This window comes from Arthrobacter sp. UNCCL28 (assembly GCF_900102805.1).
GTDB classification, from domain to species: domain Bacteria; phylum Actinomycetota; class Actinomycetes; order Actinomycetales; family Micrococcaceae; genus Arthrobacter; species Arthrobacter nicotinovorans_A.
The window spans coordinates 69,712-86,692 of record NZ_FMWE01000004.1 but is presented as its reverse complement, the minus strand read 5'-3'; the positions used below and the strand labels follow the sequence as shown (position 1 = coordinate 86,692).

Below are 16,981 nucleotides of genomic sequence, written 5' to 3'. Positions count from 1 at the left end.
GTTGCCCGCAGCAACCAGACGTAAACTGGCCTTCGGTTCACTACGCTTTGGCTCGGAGTCTCCATGCTGTGGAAGGTACTTGTTCGTTTCCTGCGGCCGCACCAGCGGTTGCTGATCGCCGTCGTCGTCTTCCAACTGGCGCAGTCCATCGCCTCGTTGTATCTCCCGACGCTGAACGCAGACATCATTGATAACGGCGTGGCCGCCGGGGACACGGACTACATCCTGCGCATGGGCGGACTCATGCTGCTCATCACCTTGCTGCAGATCGCGTGTGCAGTGGTGGCCGTCTACTTCGGCGCGAAGGCTGCCATGGGGATGGGCCGCGACCTCCGCTACGCGATCTTCAGCAGGGTAGGGGAGTTCTCCGAGCAGGAGGTCACCCGGTTCGGGGCGCCGTCGCTGATTACCCGGTCCACCAACGACGTCCAACAGGTGCAGCAACTGGTGCTCATGTCCTGCACACTGATGGTCGCGGCTCCCATGCTGAGCATCGGCGGTGTGATCATGGCCGTGCGACAGGATGCGCAGTTATCGTGGCTGATTGCGGTGTGCGTGCCGGTGCTGCTGGTGGCGGTCGGGCTGATCGTGACGCGGATGGTGCCGCTGTTCCGCAAAATGCAGGTACGGATCGACGCCGTCAACCGTGTCCTGCGCGAGCAGCTCACCGGCATCCGCGTGGTGCGGGCCTTCGTCCGCGAGGACATGGAGGCCGCCCGGTTCGGCAAGGCGAACGACGACGTCACTGACGTTGCGCTCCGGGCCGGACGTTTAATGGCGCTCATGTTCCCTGTGGTCATGCTGGTGATGAACGTTTCGTCCGTGGCGGTGATCTGGTTCGGCTCATTCAGGATCGAGGACGGCTCCATGCAGGTGGGCACCTTGATCGCCTTCCTGAGCTACCTCATGCAGATTCTCATGTCGGTCATGATGGCCACGTTCATGGCGGTAATGATCCCGCGCGCGTCTGTCTCGGCCGACCGAATCGGCGAGGTGCTGGAGACCGAGTCCAGTGTCCAGCCGCCGTCGAACCCTGTCACCGGCGGTATCCGCCGCGGGGAGCTGGAAATGCGCGACGTCGGATTCGCCTACCCGGGTGCCGAACAGCCGGTGCTGAGCGGCCTGTCCTTCACGGCCCTGGCTGGCCAGACCCTTGCGATCATCGGCAGCACGGGGGCTGGGAAAACCACGCTCGTGAACCTGATGCCACGGCTCTTCGACGCCACCTCCGGGTCCGTGCGGATGGATGGCGTGGACGTCCGCGAGCTGCACCCGGACCTGTTGTGGGGTCATATAGGGCTGGTGCCGCAGCGGCCGTTCCTTTTCTCGGGCACCGTCCGCAGCAACCTCCAGTACGGCAAACCAGACGCCACCGAGGACGAACTGTGGCAGGCACTGTCCGTAGCCCAGGCCCGGGATTTCGTGGAAGAGATGGAAGGAGGCCTGGACGCTGTCATTTCACAGGGCGGCACCAACGTTTCCGGCGGCCAGAGACAGCGGCTCGCCATTGCCCGGGCGCTGGTGAAACAGCCGGAGCTTTACATCTTTGACGACTCCTTCTCCTCCCTCGACACCGCCACTGACGCCAGGCTCCGGCAGGCGCTCAAACGCCACACCAACGGTGCCACGCTGGTGATCGTGGCCCAGCGCGTCTCCAGCATCGCCGACGCGGACCAGATATTAGTGCTCGACGACGGCAGGATCGTGGGGCGCGGAACGCACGATGAGTTGCTGGAGACTTCCGAAACGTACAGGGAAATCGTGTCATCCCAGCTGGCAGCGGAGGAGGCAGCATGAGCGGCGCGGCAGCCGGCCCCCGTGGTCCCCAGCGTCCGGCCATGGGGCCCGGCCGTGGTGGTCCGTTCGCAGGGATGAACATCCCCGCAGAGAAAGCCTCCAACTTCTCCGCCTCTGCCCGGCGCTTGCTGGGCACACTGCGGCCGGAGCGTCTCTGGCTGATCCTGGTGCTGGCGTTCGCCGTGGTCAGTGTGTCCTTGTCCGTGATCGGACCCAGGCTGCTGGGCGAAGGCACCAACCTGATCTTCGCCGGCGTCGTGTCCAAACAACTGCCCGCCGGGGTTTCCAAAGCCGAGGTGATCGCGGGGCTGCGCGCCTCAGGCGAGAACAGCAAGGCCGACATGTTGGGCGCCATGACCCTGACACCCGGCGTCGGAATCGACTTTGGCGCCCTCGCCTCTGTGCTGCTGTGGGCGCTGGCGCTGTATGTCCTGGCCTCAGCGTTCGGCTGGATGCAGGCCTACGTGCTCAACGGCGTCGTACAGCGCACTGTCTACCGCCTGCGGGAGCGGATCGAAGCGAAAATCCATCGGCTGCCCCTGCGCTATTTCGACTCCATCCAGCGCGGTGAGCTCCTGAGCCGTGTAACCAACGATGTCGACAACATCTCCCAAAGCCTGCAGCAATCCATCAGCCAGGTGGTGTCCTCCCTGTTGACGGTTCTTGGTGTGCTGGTGATGATGTTCCTGCTCTCGCCGCTGCTGGCACTGATTGCCTTGGTGACGATTCCGTTGACGCTGGGCACCACGTTGCTGATAGCCAAGCGCTCCCAGAAACTGTTCGTCGCCCAATGGAAGAACACCGGCGAACTGAACGGCCAGATCGAGGAAAGCTACACAGGGCACGCCCTGGTAAAGGTCTTCGGACGGCAAAACGAAGTGCAGGAAAAGTTCTGCGCGAAGAACGGTGAGCTGTACCAGGCAAGCTTCGGGGCGCAGTTCGTGAGCGGCCTGATCATGCCGGCCATGACGTTCATCGGAAACCTTGTCTATGTGGGGATCGCGGTGGTGGGTGGCCTGCAGGTTGCCTCCGGCTCCATGCAGTTGGGCGATGTACAGGCCTTCATCCAGTACTCGCGGCAGTTCACCATGCCCCTGGCCCAGCTGGGGTCCATGGCCAACATGCTGCAATCCGGTGTTGCCTCGGCGGAACGGGTTTTCGACCTGCTTGACGAGGACGAAGAATCCCCGGAGCCCGCTCCTGTCCCGGGGACTGGCCCGGCGCGTGGGCGGCTCGTGTTCGAGAACGTGTCCTTCCGCTACTCACCGGACAAGCCGCTCATCACCGACCTCAGCCTGGTGGCTGAACCGGGGCAGAGCATCGCCATTGTTGGACCTACGGGTGCAGGAAAAACCACCCTGGTGAACCTGATGATGCGGTTCTATGAACTGGATTCAGGGCGGATAACGCTCGACGGCGTGGACATCGCCTCGCTCTCGCGGCAGGAACTGCGTTCGCGGATGGGCATGGTCCTGCAGGACACCTGGTTGTTCGGCGGGACCATCCGGGACAACATCGCTTACGGCCGGCCCACTGCTTCAGAGGACGAGATCCTTGAAGCGGCGCAGGCGACCTATGTGGATCGGTTCGTGAAGTCGCTGCCCGAGGGGTACGACACCCTTTTGGACGACGAAGGAGGCAACGTTTCCGCCGGTGAGAAGCAGCTGCTCACCATTGCCAGGGCCTTCCTGTCCCGGCCCTCGGTACTGATCCTGGATGAAGCCACAAGTTCCGTGGACACCCGCACCGAGGTCCTGGTTCAGAAGGCCATGAACGCCCTGCGCTCGGACCGGACCAGCTTTGTCATCGCCCACCGGCTCTCCACCATCCGGGACGCCGACCTCATCCTGGTCATGGAGGCCGGGCAGATCGTGGAGCAGGGGACGCACTCGGAGCTGCTTGCCACGGGTGGGGCCTACTCACGGCTCTACGAGGCCCAGTTCGCGGCGCCGGTGGCTGAGGTTTGAGGGCTTGACGACCATCACCAACATTCCCGACCTGATTCAGCTCACCCCGGAAGCCAGGCAGGTACTTGACGGCCTGCGGGCTGCAGGCGGCCGCCCACTCATTGTTGGAGGCTCCGTCCGGGACGCGTTGCTCTCCCGTGCCCGCGGTGTGCTGGTGGATTCGAAGGACATCGACATTGAGGTCTATGGGTTGACCACTGCCCAGGTGTCAGCGGCATTGCCTGGATACGTCATGGAAGTAGGGCAGCAGTTCGGGATCGTTTCGGCCACTGTGAACGGCCAGGTTTTTGATGTTTCGCTGCCGCGCCAGGAGTCCGAGGCCGAAGCCTTCGCCCGGCGGGACTTCACCATCAACGCGATGGGCTGGGACGACCTGAGCGGGACCGTTGTGGACCCGTTCGGGGGACAGATCGACCTGTCAGCGGGAATCCTTCGCCACACAAGCCCGGCTTTTAGCGATGACCCGCTGAGAGTTCTCCGGGCCATGCAGTTCAGTGGGCGTTTTGGTTTTCGGCTGCTTCCCGAAACGGCGGAGTTGTGCCGCAGCCTCTCTCCGGCCTTCCAGGACCTGCCGAGGACTCGGATTTGGGGTGAGTTCTACAAACTCGCCTCGAAAGGCGTCTATATCTCTGAGGCGCTGGAAACGCTTTTCATGTCCGGTTGGGAAGAGCATTTCCCGGAACTGGCTGCGACAAGGGGCGTTCCACAAGACCCGGAATGGCATCCGGAAGGTGATGTGAACATCCACCTCGGTTTAGCCGGCGACCAAGCAGCCCGGATCGCGCGGCGCGACAATCTGGGCGCCGATGAAACCGCAGCCTTGGTACTGGCCGCCATCACCCATGACTTCGGCAAGGCTGTCTCTACCACCATCGATTCGAACGGCCGGATCACTTCCAACGGACATAACGTCACAGGGGTTGAACCCGCCCGGAGTTTCCTGCGCCGGATCGGAGCGCCTGGCCGATACGAGGACAAGATCCTGCCGCTCATCCGGGAGCACATGTGCCACACTCCTGAAGGTCCCCAAGGTGTCATCAGTGATTCGGCAGTCCGGAGGCTGGTACGGCGCCTGAACCAACCCAACGGTGGTCCGTCCATCAAGGACTGGGCGCGCCTGGTGGAAGCGGACAAAGAGGGGCGCGGGCCGGGCGCACGACAGGGCGTCAACCATCTGCCCACTTGGCTGGCAAAAGCGGAGCGGCTGGGCAAGGATCCTGTTGCAGGGACCACTCTGTTGAAGGGGGCCGCCTTGGCTGAGGAGGACATTCCGCGCGGGAGACTGTGGCACTTTGTTATTGAGCAGAGCCGGGACGCCCAGGACGATGGGTTGTTCAGCGACGAGGCAGGCGCGGCGGCTTGGCTTCATGCCAACCGGGATGCAGTTGTGGCAGAGGCATTGAGACGGCTGGACGAATTCGAGGCTGCGGGGGAGAAGAGCAAAGCAACGGGTGTGGCTCCCTGACCTTGTTTGCCGGTCAGACCGCTGGTTTCCAACCTGGGAGGGTTGAATAGCCGGTCCTGAGGCGGCAAAGAGGGTCAGGAAGCTAACGGTCCTGGACGCGGCGGCGGGCCACGGCGTAGGAAGGTTCCCGGAGACGCTTGGTCCAGCCGTAGGTCCCGGCTGTTGGAAGCGGGTTCAGGACCGGATCAAATCTTTCGGCAGTGTCATTGCCGTGGATATCAGCCAGGGTGAGAGCCAACGTTCCAAACCTGGTCCACGGTCCCAACGGGCTTGCGTGATGGAGTTCGAGGATCCAGGGATGTTGGCCAAGATGCGAGCGGAATGCGCGTGGTTCGGCCGGCAGCTGTGGCGGTCCTTCGATGGTCCTTGCCGCTATCAGCACAGGGCCCGCCTGCGATTTATAGGGCATCATCGTGGTGAAGATTGCTGATGCGGCATCCCGTCGGAGCCGGAGGATAAAGCGGCCAAGTCCCGTGGCTCCTGTGCTCGCGAGCAGCAGGTCGGACCGTTTGTCCTGCTCGATGAAGCGGACAGCCAGGCCGATGATGTCCGGGAAAGAACCCGGCATTCCCAGCGAACGTGAAATTCGTGCCTCCACCCGGTTGCTTCCGGCCATGTCCATCCACGGGATTCCCGATGCCCGGAGCGGAAGTCCGTCCCTCTCCAGGGTCCCCACAAGATGGACCCCTTCGGGGTGGTTGGGCCTGTTGGGACGAACTACTTTGATGGCCCGGAATAGTGCAGCGAAAGCAGACCCTGCGAAGGCCTGGGCGTTCTTGCTCAATCTCTTCACGCATTTACCTTATGCGCGCGCAGCCCTGAAAGACAGGTCCCTTATGATTTGCGGACGGTGATCACGGCAATCGCGACGGCCTCAGCACGTTTGCCTCGCCTGCTTTGCCCGGATCCAGGGCAACGGGGCTGACCAGTACCGCCGGTCCCCGGCGCAGCAGCCCACCTGCAATGACCTGGCAACGGACACCGCCACGCCCACGCATAGACTTGTGGGCTCCCGGGGCAAGCATTTCATCCATCCAGGCGCAGGGGTGTGCAGGCCGCCCGGCCTTGAGTTGCACGGCATGTCCGCCGGATTCGATCGTGAACTCGTGACCGAGCAAAGGAGCAAGCTCAACTCCGCGTAGAACCACGTTCCTCCGTGTCAGCAGGGGATCGAAAGGCCCGGCCCCAAGTTCGGCGGCGATCGCTTCCAGTGCCTCCACGGCAAAGAGGGTCACGGCGGCATCCATGTGCGCGGCTTTCCCAAAGAACCTGTCGCCAACAATTCCTTTGCCGGCCACCAGTTCTGTCTGCCCGGCATCGGTGGTGGGAACATCGGCGGCGCCTTCCCTGGCGCGGCCAAAGTAGGCGTGGGCCGGCGACACCAAAAGGTGCAGCACCTCGACGTCGTACCTGTACTCGGTGGTCATCCCTCAACGCTAGCTCCAGCGTGGGAAGTATGCACCAAGGATTGTCCCCCTGTGTAAAGGGTGCTTTACTTCAAAGATGAGTAAAGTTTCCTTTACATCGAAGCGTGCACCATTTCATCATTACGTCCTGGCTGCCACCCTCGCGGCCATACTGACCTTGGCCGTCGCGCTTTTGGTCGGAGCATCAAACCCGGCTGACTTCTGGCCTGCTGCAGCGATCGGAGCCCTTTGTGCCGCCTACCCGGCGATGTCCCTCGGCGCCAAGGTCTTCATTTCCCGCCACACCGTCACCCGCGACCCCCATGGTGAGCAGAGCGTGGAACTCCAGTGGATGAGACAAGCCGGTGCCGGTGCGTTCCTGGATGTCCTGGTCGCCACCATCGTTGTTGCCCTGGTGCTGACGGTTGGTCGGTTTCAGATCGAAGCACTCCCGGTGTTGCTCGGTCTTGTTGGGCTGAGCGCGGTTGACGCCGGGCTGCGATACGTGGCCATTCGCCACCGCGCGCTGAAGTGAAGAACAACCTCGCCGGGCGTCGAGCTGAACGCCGCTGGACACAGGCTGACCTGGCGGCGGCACTCGGGGTTTCCCGGCAGACTGTCATCTCCATTGAGAAAGAGAAATTCGACCCCTCGCTGCCTCTGGCCTTCCTCATTGCCCGGACGTTCGACTGTGCCATCGAGGACATCTTCACAGCGGAGTAAGGTCCTTGTGTCCCACGCCGCAGCGCTTTGAAGGCCTCCCGGATACTGTGGCACGGTGAACTTTGCGCAAGCCCCCGACGGCGCTGAACTCGCCTGGACTTCCGAAGGCGACGGCGAACCAATGCTGCTCATCGCCGGGCAGGCGACATCCATGGACGGTTGGGGCCCGACGGCGGAGCTTCTGTCCCGCCATTACCGCGTCATCCGCTTTGATCACCGGGGGATTGGGCGGAGTGGGAAGGGCGAAGCGGACCGGTACACCACGCGGCTCTTCGCCGAGGACGCTGTTGCAGTCCTTGATGCAGCCGGAGCCGATTCAGCACACGTGTACGGCCATTCCATGGGTGGGCGGGTTGCCCAGTGGCTGGCTGTGGATTACCCCCGGAAGGTCCGTACCCTGATCCTCGCCGCAACGAGTGGCGGGAAATGGCCGGATGCCGGAACGCAACCGGATAAGGCAGCTTTGGAAGCCCTGGTCAGCGGCGACATGTCACGGCTTGAGCCACTCTTCTTCGATGCTGGATGGGTAGGCGCCAATCCCGAGGCGACGCATACCTTCTTCAACTCGCCAGCCTCGGCCTGGGCCAAAGCGCGTCATTTCAAAGCCAGCCGGGAACACGATGCCTGGCGTGACCTCGGATCGGTCCAAGCGCCGACACTGATCCTGCATGGCACCGAGGATGCCTTGGCACCATTGCCGAATGCACTCCTGCTCCGCGAGCACATTCGCGGCTCGGTACTGGTGCGCGTACCAGGAGCTGGTCATGGCCTGCATCTGGACCATCCTGAGACGGTGGAGTGGATCCGGCAATTCGTCGCCAGGAAGAGCAGCTAGCGCGGGGGAACCCTCAACACCTCGAGCGCCGCCATCAGGTACGGGGCCGGGTCAGGATCGGAGCCGGCGGCCCACTGCATCCATGCCTCGAAGGTCGCGGCCAAGTAGGCGGCACTCAGGAAGCGGGCAGCGGAATCGGACAGGCCGTTCTCGACCAGGAATGCCAGGGCCCTCTCCCGCTGTGGTGCCAGGGACTCGTAGCTACGGCTGGTCAGCTCCGCGTGCTCGGCAATCAGCCGGAGCCGTCCCCGGGTCACAGATAGGTCGGGGATGACGGCGACCCCGGCAACAGCTGCTTCGCGCAACCCGGTCAGCACATCGCCGTCGGACTTTTCCTGCCTGTGGAAAGAACCGAAGGCGATGGTTGACGCTTCGACCACAGGCTCGGTGCCGCCCCACACCAAATCCGCCTTGCTGGCGAAGTAGCGGTAGAGGCTCTTGCGCCCGATCCCGGCTGCCCGTGCGATGTCTTCCATGGACGTGTTCTGGTACCCGTGTTCGGCGAACAGCTCCAAAGCGAGCCCGGCTACGGCGTCGGGGTCGATGGTAGCGGGGCGACCACTGGCACGCAGGGTCTTGGCATCTTCCGAAGTCATCCCTCCAGTATTCACTCTTACATAATGACACAGAGTGTCATAAGCTGGCTTCATCACCCGGAAATTATTGGAAGGACATCATGGGCAACGACGCTTCATGGCAGGAGGCCACTACCTCCGGCCGTTTTGCCGGCAAGACCATCATCGTCACGGGCGCGGCCTCGGGAATCGGCCAGGCCACCGCTTTGCGCATCGCCAAGGAAGGCGGCAGGGTGATTGCGGCGGATATCAGCAAGGACCGGCTGGATGCCCTGGTGGAGGAAAACGCAGGACTTGAACTGGTGCCCGTCGCCGGGGACATCTCCACGGAGGAGACCGTAGCCGCAGTCGTGGCGGCCGCCGGTGGACGGGTGGATGCCTTGGCCAACGTTGCCGGCATCATGGACAACTTTGCGCCCATCCATGAGGTGGATGACGAGCTCTGGGAACGGGTCTTCCGCATCAACGTCACCTCGCTCATGCGACTGACGCGCGCCGTGGTGCCGCTCATGCTCGACGCCGGGACCGGATCAGTGGTGAACGTTGCGTCCGAGGCAGGCCTGCGTGGTTCAGCAGCCGGTGCTGCCTACACGGCATCCAAGCATGCGGTAGTGGGCCTCACCAAGAACTCGGCCGTGATGTACGGACCCAAAGGTCTGCGGTTTAACGCAGTAGCTCCCGGTCCCACCATCACCAACATCGTTGCCAACTGGGGCTCGCAGCTGGCTGCGGAACGCCTTGGCCCGTTGATGCAAGCCACGGTTCCCACTCCAGCGTCGGCTGCGCAACTGGCCGCGTCCATCACTTTCCTGCTCAGTGACGACGGCACCAACGTCAACGGCGCCATTTTGGCGTCCGACGGCGGGTGGTCGGCTCTATAGGGATTCCCCGCCAAGGTGCCGGACCAGTGCGTCCACAATGGGGAGTTGCCCCTTGACGAGTTTGGTCCGGGCCTCGGCCTCTTCAAACCAGCGGGCATCGTCGATTTCCGGGAAGTCCTTGATGACACCTGAGCCCTTGGGCCACTCCATGGGAAAGGTGTTGCTGATGATCTGCTCCGGCTGGAAGTCAGTCGCTTCGGCTGCGTAAGCAGTGATGAGCTTCCCTGAGGGCTGCCGGAAAACCCCCAACAATTCGTAGCTGGCAGCAGGCGCAGCAGAACCTATCTCTTCGGCAAATTCGCGTTTGGCGGCAACCAATGGGTCTTCATCGTGAAGAAATTCACCCTTGGGGATGGACCATGCATGTTGGTCTTTGCGCGCCCAGAAAGGGCCGCCCATGTGGGCGATCCATAGCTGCAATTCGCCGCTGTTCGAGGTTCGGTGGAGGAGGATGCCGGCACTTCGGATGGTCATGTTTTTCCTGGATGACGTGCTGATCAGGGGTTTTCCTGGCGGGGACGGATCTGTCCAGAGTACTGCGCAACTATCGACCGTTATCCAATTGATGTTGAAACAGTCATATTCAATGCCTATTTCGCTTCCAGCAGCGTCCCGGCTACTCGATAATCGAGGAGTTGCACGTTCCTCGGGGGTGGAACGTGACTGCGGTCTCCGGCAATTGCCGGAGACGTTTCTGGGCGCATCAACTGGAGGACACAGCTATGGCATCGTCAATGAGTCTCCTTCCAACCGGGGGAAGAAAAATAATGGGAATGGCCGCCGTCATGGCGGTTGGTTTATCACTGTTCACGGGCATCAACCCCTCACACGCCGCGGATACCACGCCCATGGCCGAGGATCCTGGACCTGTGGGCAGTTTCGCGTGGAAGGGCTTCAACTGGCAAAAGCGTTTTTGGGGCGGCGGGCCCATGTACAACGCCAGCTGGGACGCCAACAACGTCAGCAATCCTGACGCCAACGGGTATGTGAAACTTTCCATCAGCAACCCCACTGGTTCTGCTCCGAAGGGCGCAGAATTCCAGTCCACCCGTGAAGGCTTCGGCTACGGCACGTACAGCACCACGGTGGAGAAGGATGTCAGTGCGTTGCAGAAGGAAGTAGTGTGGGGCTGCCTCTTCACCTATGATCCCGCAGCGGAACCGGGCTACACGGAGATCGACCTGTGTGAAGCGTCGGCGTGGGGCGGTGGGGCTGCCTATGGCGAAGACTGGCCGGTCACACAGGGCCACGGGTATTGGTTCGACGCCACCAAGCCTCCGGGCCAGGGCAATAACACCATCAATTTCGATGTCACGAACGCCCCGATCCTTACCCACAGGATGGTCTGGGAACCAGGAAAACTGACTTTTGAGACCTTCGCGGGGGAGGGTTACGGCGGGCCGCTGCTGAAGAGGACCGTCCTGCAGGGCTCCACTGTTCCGCTTCCGGCCAATGAACAGATCCACTTCAACCTCTGGGTTACTGGAGGCGGCGGCGGAGATCCGGCGCATGTAGCTCCCGAAACCGTCACTATCCGTGATTTCTCCTTTGTCCCGGGGATACCGTTGACCGCTCCCGTTCCAACGGTGTCTGGAACTGCGGCTGTGGGTTCAACCCTGACGGCCAACCCCGGAACCTGGACCACCGGAACCGCCTTGACGTACCAGTGGTACCGGAACGGTGTTGCGATCGCCGGCGCCACCGCTGCAACAAGGGTGCTCGCAGCAGCGGACCAAGGCACCACCCTGACGGTAAGGGTGACGGGAACCAAAACCGGGTACGCAACAACCACCAAGGAATCAGCCCAAACGGCCGCAGTGGTCCCGGGTACCTTGGTGGCACCTACACCCACTATCACTGGCACGTTGAGCGTCGGCTCCACATTGACGGCCAACCCCGGGACGTGGACGTCCGGAACCACCCTGGCGTATCAGTGGTACCGCTCCGGTGTTGCGATTACCGGAGCCACGGCAAAGGCCTACACCCTGGTGGGCGCTGACCAAGCGGACACCATGAGGGTCAGGGTTACCGGCACCAAGGCCGGTTACACCACGGTGGCCAAGTTCTCGGCCATCTCTGTCCCTGTCACCTGACACATGGGCTTGCCGCTTAAATGACAAACCCGCAGTTGTGTCGCGCTGGGGGGTTTGCGACACAACTGCGGGACTGCCAGGCCTGGTTAGTTCTTCTGCGCCTTGACGGGGACGATCCTCTTGACGGCGAGGCCGAGTGCCAGCATGGCGAAGGCAGCCAGTGCGAACCAGAAGAGGTCTCCTGCTCCGGTCATTGCGAGTGCTCCTGAGCCCATTCCGGCTGCGGTGGCTCCTGCGAGGGGGGCTGCTGGGTTGTTGTACATGAGTCGTTTACCAAACTTTCTTTCTGTTGAGTGCTGCATCCAGGTACGCCTTGGCGTGAACAGCCTGGAGGAAGATATCGATGACGGTTTCGTACATGGTTGCGGCCAGCAACATGTACCTCCAACCCCGGAAGCGCAGGGTTACTATGCGCTCCAGGACGAAGATTGCAGTAACAGCTATCCAGAAGGGGTGCAGGTTCAGGCCCATTCCGGTGGTCAAAGCGAAGATGATGGAGCCGAAGTAGGCCAGCGTCACCACGACGCCGATCATGGACAGGAACTGTCGTCCCCAGTAGGGCCTGGTGATTTTTGTCCACCCGTACTGGACGCAGTTCTCAACAGCACCGCGCTTCCAGCGAAGCCGCTGTGCCCAGAGTTCACGCCAGGTGGGCATGACCTCTGTGACCAGCGTGCAGTTCGAGGGTGACGCGATCCGGTAGCCGAGGGTCAAGAGTGCGAACGAGAGCTCGTTGTCCTCAGTCAGCACCGAGGTATCGTAAACGCCGCCCTTGCCGTTGCCGGGAGGAAGCGTGCCCTCCAGCCGGGCTGAAACCACGTCACGGAGTGTCTTGACCCTGAACAGGGCCGCTGTGCCGGTAACTACCAGGCACTTTCCGTGGAGGCGCTTGACGTCGCGGGCGTAGCGGGCGTATTCGTTGCGCTGCAGGTGACCCACGAAACCACCACCGGGACCGCCGCTGAATACTCCGCCCACTGCGCCGAGGAGTTCGTCGGTCAACAGGTTCTTGGTGGCATTCTCAATGAAATCGAGGGCTAGTTGCGAGTCCGCATCCTGCACCAGGACCAAGTCCTCGGGGTCGGCGTCGGGAAGCAGCTCGCTGAGGGCGAAGTTCAGGGCTCCGGCCTTCTTGTCCTTGTTGCCAACAGTCCGCATGACCTCAACGCCCTGGGCAAGCGCGAGAGTCTCGGTGTCGTCGGTGCAGTTGTCCGCCACCACGATGATGCGGTCCGGGCGGCGGGTCTGGTTGTTCAACGAGGTGAGGGTCTCGGTGATGCCGGCGGATTCGTTGTGGGCAGGAACCAGAACGGTGACTACGCCTCCCGCTGCGCGGTGGGAGCCGCGGGGTGCGGTGGCCGTTGCCAGTGAGTCTGCGCCGGACGTCTGTTCAGCGAGTTCCCTGACTTCCGTGATTTCCGCGAGCATTGCGATCCCTCCGTTCGTGCGTTGAAGCGTTGACTCACTTAGAGTTCCAACGGCAACGCAAGATCCGCGCAGGGAAAGCGTCAAGGAAATATCAAGTTTTGCTCAGGACTTGAGGAATGCCGTCACGAACGGCTCCAAAGGGGTACTAATGCCCAATTTCGCGCAGCGATGTGGCTCTTTGTCCGACCAACCTGCCTCACATCCCGGGGAAGCGGAAGGCGGTGGCCAATGCCTCAAGGCAGCAGCCTTTAACGCAAGAGGACGACGCCGGTAAGTTCCGGCGTCGTCCTCTTGCGTTGCGTGTGAGCTGCTTAGCGGCTCAAGCTCACGGTGAAGGTCTTCGGTCCGCTGAGGGTCACTTCGATTCCGCAGTTTTCTGAAGCTGCGCGGTGCGAGAGGGACTGGATGGCGGCGTCGATGGTGTGGTCGATGGCCGACTTGTCCCAGATCTTCAGCGTGATGGAGTCAGTATGTGTCGTCATTGTCAGTACTTTCACTCAGGCCGTTAACAGCCCCAAGCCTCTTCGCCCGGGGCCGCATCCTCGTCGGTGAGGATTGCTGATTCAGCTTGTATGGGAACGAATTCCCTCATTCATGGTTCACGCTGCCCGCCATGGTTGACAAGCGAATCCAGCCAAGTGTGACCGATTACACGTTGCTGGTTACGCTGTGTAACCCGTGCTGACGCTGACTTCCCGCCGGCGGTCCACCTCGGCGCGCTGTGCGTCGGCAACCGGCCTGCCGCTTCCTGATCCTCTCTCACGTCCCCCTTGTTTGCGGCCAGCGCTCTCTCACGTCCCCCATGTTTGGGCCGAACGCTCTTCCACATCCCCCGGGCCTGGGCCGAACGCTCTTCCACATCCCCCGGGCCTGGGCCTAAGGCTCTTCCACATCCCCCATGTTGGCGGCCAGCGCTCTCTCACGTCGCCCATGTTCGGGCTGAACGCTCTTCCACATCCCCCGGGTTTTGGGGGTGTCCATATCTCACGTCCCCCTTGTTGGCGGCCAGCGCTCGCTCAGTCCCCGATGTTGGGCCGAACGTCCCCCGGGCCTGAGCCAAGCGCTCTTCCACATCCCCCGGGGTTGGGTGTCCCTCACGTCCTCGGGGTTTTCCCTCCGAGGGCACCGGATTGACCAGACCGAAAACCCACAAGCGCTATTCACGTGGTCTTAGCGGGAGGGAGTGGGATGTGATTGAGCGTTGGAGCTCAACCTGGGGGATGTGATTGGGGGTTGGAGTTCACCCCAGGGGATGTGATTGGGGGTTGGGTTGGAACCTGGGGGATGTGATTGGGGGTTGGAGTTCACCCCAGGGGATGTGATTGGGGGTTGGAGTTCACCCCAGGGGATGTGATTGGGCGTTGGGATTCAACCCAGGGGATGTGATTGAGCGTTGGAGCTCAACCCAGGGGATGTGATTGGGGGTTGGGTTGGAATCTGGGGGATGTGATTGGGGGTTGGGTTGGAACCTAGGGGATGTGATTGGGGGTTGCGGCTGGAGGAGCCTCGTCATAAGAGCCGGTGGCCCGGGGACAAAACCCGATCACACTTGTGAACAATAAACACCGAAATCTCACAGTCATTTCTTGTCAAACCCTTGACGGTGCCGTGGAACCGCTGGTAAATCTTGTGTGCGGAAAGCGTTTTCTGAGCTACGCCCCCACCTCCTTATTCCGAATAAGTGGATCGGGCCCGAGTTGTGAAACGTTCCAAAAATGAGCGCGCAGACCCACTGCCGCCTCGCATCAAAGGAGATGTTCTTTGGCCTACCCCTCGAAATGTTCCTACGGCACTCCTAGTGGTCGTGCATGGAAAGCAGTCCCGCTTGCGGCCTCGGCTTCCCTCGCTGCCGCCGCCATTGCACTGACGGGCGTCCCGCTCGCGCAAGCAGCCCCCACCCAACCCGCGCAGGCAGCGCAAGCCAACCTTCCCGGCGTCGTGCCTGCCGCGAAGGACCCGGCAACGCTCAAGCGCCAAGTGGAAAACCTCGACCGCGCACCGGTGGCCGTCCTGACTGACCAAGGCGTCACGGTCAGTTGGCGCATGCTCGGCCTGGACAAAGACAGCGTGGGCTTCCAAGTCCTGCGCGACGGCGTCAACATCACCCCCGAACCCGTCCGGAACGCGACCATGTTCCTGGACGCCGCCGGCACTGCAAACTCCAGCTACGTCATCAAGACGGTGGGTAATGGCCAAGGCCAGGACAAGCTGACCGAAGCCGTGAAGCCGCTGGCGCAAAACTACCTGGCCATCAAGCTGGACAAGCCGGCAGATGGTGTCACGCCCGACGGCAAGCCCTATACCTACTCGGCCAACGATGCCACCGTGGCGGACCTCGACGGCGACGGCAAGTACGAGGTCATCCAGACGTGGTCGCCGTCCAACGCCAAGGACAACTCCCAGTCCGGCTATACGGGCAACGTCTACGTAGATGCCTACAAGCTGGACGGCACCAAGCTGTGGCGCATCGATCTTGGGCGGAACATCCGCGCCGGCGCGCACTACACCCAGGTCCTGGCTTACGACTTCGACGGCGACGGCAAGGCCGAGGTTTCGCTCAAGACCGCCGACGGCACCAAGGACGCGGCGGGTACGGTGATTGGAAACCCCGACGCCGACTTCCGCAACACCGCTGGGTACGTCCTGTCCGGTCCCGAATTCCTCACCGTCTTCAAGGGTGAGAGCGGCACCATCATGGACACCGTGGCTTACGAGCCCGAGCGCGGAGCGGTAGCCGGTTGGGGCGACAACTACGGCAACCGGGTGGACCGCTTCCTGGCCGGCGTGGCCTATCTGGATGGCGAGCATCCGTCCATGATGTTCAGCCGCGGCTACTACACCCGCACAGTTCTGGTCACCTACGACCTCGTCAACGGCAAGCTGGTGAAGCGCTGGACCTTCGATTCAAACCAGGCCGGCGACGAATATAAAGGTCAGGGAAACCACAACCTTTCCGTGGCCGACGTCGACCAGGACGGCAAAGACGAGTTCGTCTTCGGTTCAATGACCATTGATGACAACGGCCAGCCGCTCTACAACACCAAGCTCGGCCACGGCGATGCCATCCACACCAGTGACCTGGATCCGTCGCGGCCCGGACTGGAAACCTTTGCCGTCCACGAAAGCATGGGCCAGAGCGGCAATCGCGGTGCAGCATTCCGCGACGCCGCCACCGGCGAGGTGCTGTGGAGCATCCCGGCCATCAAGGACACCGGCCGTGGCGCAGCAGGGGACATCGACCCCCGGTACGCAGGGGCTGAAGGGTGGGCCATTGGCGGTTCTGCGGCATGGGATTCCCCTGTTGGCCAGCTGATGTCTGCAAAGGGCGAGCTGATTGCCGAGAAGATCCCGGCCGCCAACTTCCTGGCGTGGTGGGACGGTGACCTGCTCCGCGAAATCGTGGACCACGATTACGACGCCAGTGTGTCGCGGGGCGTGCCTACAATCTCCAAATGGAACTGGGAAACGGAAACCAGTGATCGGCTCCTGACCGCCGACGGCGCCCGCAGCAACAACACCACCAAGGGCAACCCGTCCATCCAGGCCGACATCCTGGGTGACTGGCGTGAAGAGATCGCGTGGCCCTCAACGGACAGCACCGAGCTGCGGATCTACACCACCACGGCTCCCACCGAGGTGCGCTTGCGGACTCTGATGCACGACACCGTGTACCGGACGGCTGTTGCCCGCGAGAACGTGGCGTACAACCAGCCGCCGCACCCGAGCTTCTTCATCGGTGAGGGTATGCAGGCTCCGGCGATTCCCGCCGTCGTCTATACCGGCACTGCCAAGTAAGCCCGGATGAAGAGCA

15 protein-coding genes are annotated in these 16,981 nt (G+C 62.2%); 9 read left to right on the top strand and 6 right to left on the bottom strand.

Annotated elements, in window-relative coordinates; translation table 11 throughout:
- Positions 1-63 precede the first annotated feature (63 nt).
- Genes BLQ01_RS12690 through BLQ01_RS12680 form a run of 3 tightly spaced genes read left to right on the top strand, consistent with a single transcriptional unit; the run spans position 64 to position 5,229 of the window.
- Positions 64-1,797, top strand: a complete 1,734-nt coding sequence (locus BLQ01_RS12690; RefSeq protein ID WP_026546950.1) for an ABC transporter ATP-binding protein — start codon at positions 64-66, stop codon at positions 1,795-1,797.
- On the top strand, positions 1,794-3,764 hold the full coding sequence (locus tag BLQ01_RS12685) for an ABC transporter ATP-binding protein (RefSeq protein ID WP_091552089.1): 1,971 nt from the start codon (positions 1,794-1,796) through the stop codon (positions 3,762-3,764). Before BLQ01_RS12690 ends, BLQ01_RS12685 begins: the two co-directional genes overlap by 4 nt.
- Positions 3,765-3,768: 4 nt before the next feature.
- A complete protein-coding gene (locus tag BLQ01_RS12680; RefSeq protein WP_254779416.1) occupies positions 3,769-5,229 on the top strand; it encodes a CCA tRNA nucleotidyltransferase in 1,461 nt (486 codons plus the stop codon).
- 82 nt (positions 5,230-5,311) lie between these two features.
- On the opposite strand, the gene BLQ01_RS12675 is transcribed toward BLQ01_RS12680, so the two are convergent.
- Both BLQ01_RS12675 and BLQ01_RS12670 read right to left on the bottom strand, forming a co-directional pair.
- Complete coding sequence (locus BLQ01_RS12675; protein WP_091552086.1) at positions 5,312-6,022, bottom strand: hypothetical protein; 711 nt, start codon at positions 6,020-6,022, stop codon at positions 5,312-5,314.
- 61 nt (positions 6,023-6,083) lie between these two features.
- Complete coding sequence (locus BLQ01_RS12670) at positions 6,084-6,656, bottom strand: MOSC domain-containing protein (RefSeq protein WP_091552085.1); 573 nt, start codon at positions 6,654-6,656, stop codon at positions 6,084-6,086.
- 76 nt (positions 6,657-6,732) lie between these two features.
- Between BLQ01_RS12670 and BLQ01_RS12665 the strand changes: the two genes are divergently transcribed.
- The 3 genes from BLQ01_RS12665 to BLQ01_RS12655 are packed head-to-tail and all read left to right on the top strand — an operon-like array spanning position 6,733 to position 8,193.
- Positions 6,733-7,170, top strand: a complete 438-nt coding sequence (locus tag BLQ01_RS12665) for a hypothetical protein (protein ID WP_091552083.1) — start codon at positions 6,733-6,735, stop codon at positions 7,168-7,170.
- Complete coding sequence (locus BLQ01_RS12660) at positions 7,167-7,358, top strand: helix-turn-helix transcriptional regulator (protein ID WP_026541974.1); 192 nt, start codon at positions 7,167-7,169, stop codon at positions 7,356-7,358. Before BLQ01_RS12665 ends, BLQ01_RS12660 begins: the two co-directional genes overlap by 4 nt.
- A 55-nt stretch (positions 7,359-7,413) precedes the next feature.
- On the top strand, positions 7,414-8,193 hold the full coding sequence (locus tag BLQ01_RS12655) for an alpha/beta fold hydrolase (protein ID WP_091552081.1): 780 nt from the start codon (positions 7,414-7,416) through the stop codon (positions 8,191-8,193).
- Here BLQ01_RS12655 and BLQ01_RS12650 read toward each other — a convergent pair.
- Positions 8,190-8,789: a TetR family transcriptional regulator gene (locus BLQ01_RS12650; protein WP_091552079.1), complete on the bottom strand. Its 600-nt coding sequence runs from the start codon at positions 8,787-8,789 to the stop codon at positions 8,190-8,192. The genes BLQ01_RS12655 and BLQ01_RS12650 overlap by 4 nt on opposite strands.
- 80 nt (positions 8,790-8,869) lie before the next feature.
- Between BLQ01_RS12650 and BLQ01_RS12645 the strand changes: the two genes are divergently transcribed.
- Positions 8,870-9,649, top strand: a complete 780-nt coding sequence (locus tag BLQ01_RS12645) for an SDR family NAD(P)-dependent oxidoreductase (protein WP_026546940.1) — start codon at positions 8,870-8,872, stop codon at positions 9,647-9,649.
- Here the strand turns inward: BLQ01_RS12645 and BLQ01_RS12640 are convergent.
- Positions 9,644-10,123: an NUDIX hydrolase gene (locus BLQ01_RS12640; RefSeq protein ID WP_091552077.1), complete on the bottom strand. Its 480-nt coding sequence runs from the start codon at positions 10,121-10,123 to the stop codon at positions 9,644-9,646. The two genes, BLQ01_RS12645 and BLQ01_RS12640, sit on opposite strands and share 6 nt — an antisense overlap.
- Positions 10,124-10,422: 299 nt before the next feature.
- Between BLQ01_RS12640 and BLQ01_RS12635 the strand changes: the two genes are divergently transcribed.
- The gene (locus BLQ01_RS12635; protein WP_254779414.1) at positions 10,423-11,742 is read left to right on the top strand and encodes a hypothetical protein; all 1,320 of its coding nucleotides are present in this window, start codon (positions 10,423-10,425) and stop codon (positions 11,740-11,742) included.
- Positions 11,743-12,012: 270 nt separating this feature from the next.
- Here BLQ01_RS12635 and BLQ01_RS12630 read toward each other — a convergent pair whose 3' ends face one another.
- Together BLQ01_RS12630 and BLQ01_RS12625 are read right to left on the bottom strand one after the other, a co-directional pair.
- Positions 12,013-13,170: a glycosyltransferase family 2 protein gene (locus BLQ01_RS12630; RefSeq protein ID WP_254779412.1), complete on the bottom strand. Its 1,158-nt coding sequence runs from the start codon at positions 13,168-13,170 to the stop codon at positions 12,013-12,015.
- A 311-nt stretch (positions 13,171-13,481) separates the two neighbouring features.
- Complete coding sequence (locus tag BLQ01_RS12625) at positions 13,482-13,652, bottom strand: hypothetical protein (RefSeq protein WP_175493433.1); 171 nt, start codon at positions 13,650-13,652, stop codon at positions 13,482-13,484.
- A 1,279-nt stretch (positions 13,653-14,931) separates the two neighbouring features.
- Here BLQ01_RS12625 and BLQ01_RS12620 point away from each other — a divergent pair.
- Entirely contained in the window at positions 14,932-16,965 is a 2,034-nt protein-coding gene (locus BLQ01_RS12620) for a rhamnogalacturonan lyase (protein ID WP_091552072.1), read from the top strand.
- Positions 16,966-16,981 lie beyond the last annotated feature (16 nt).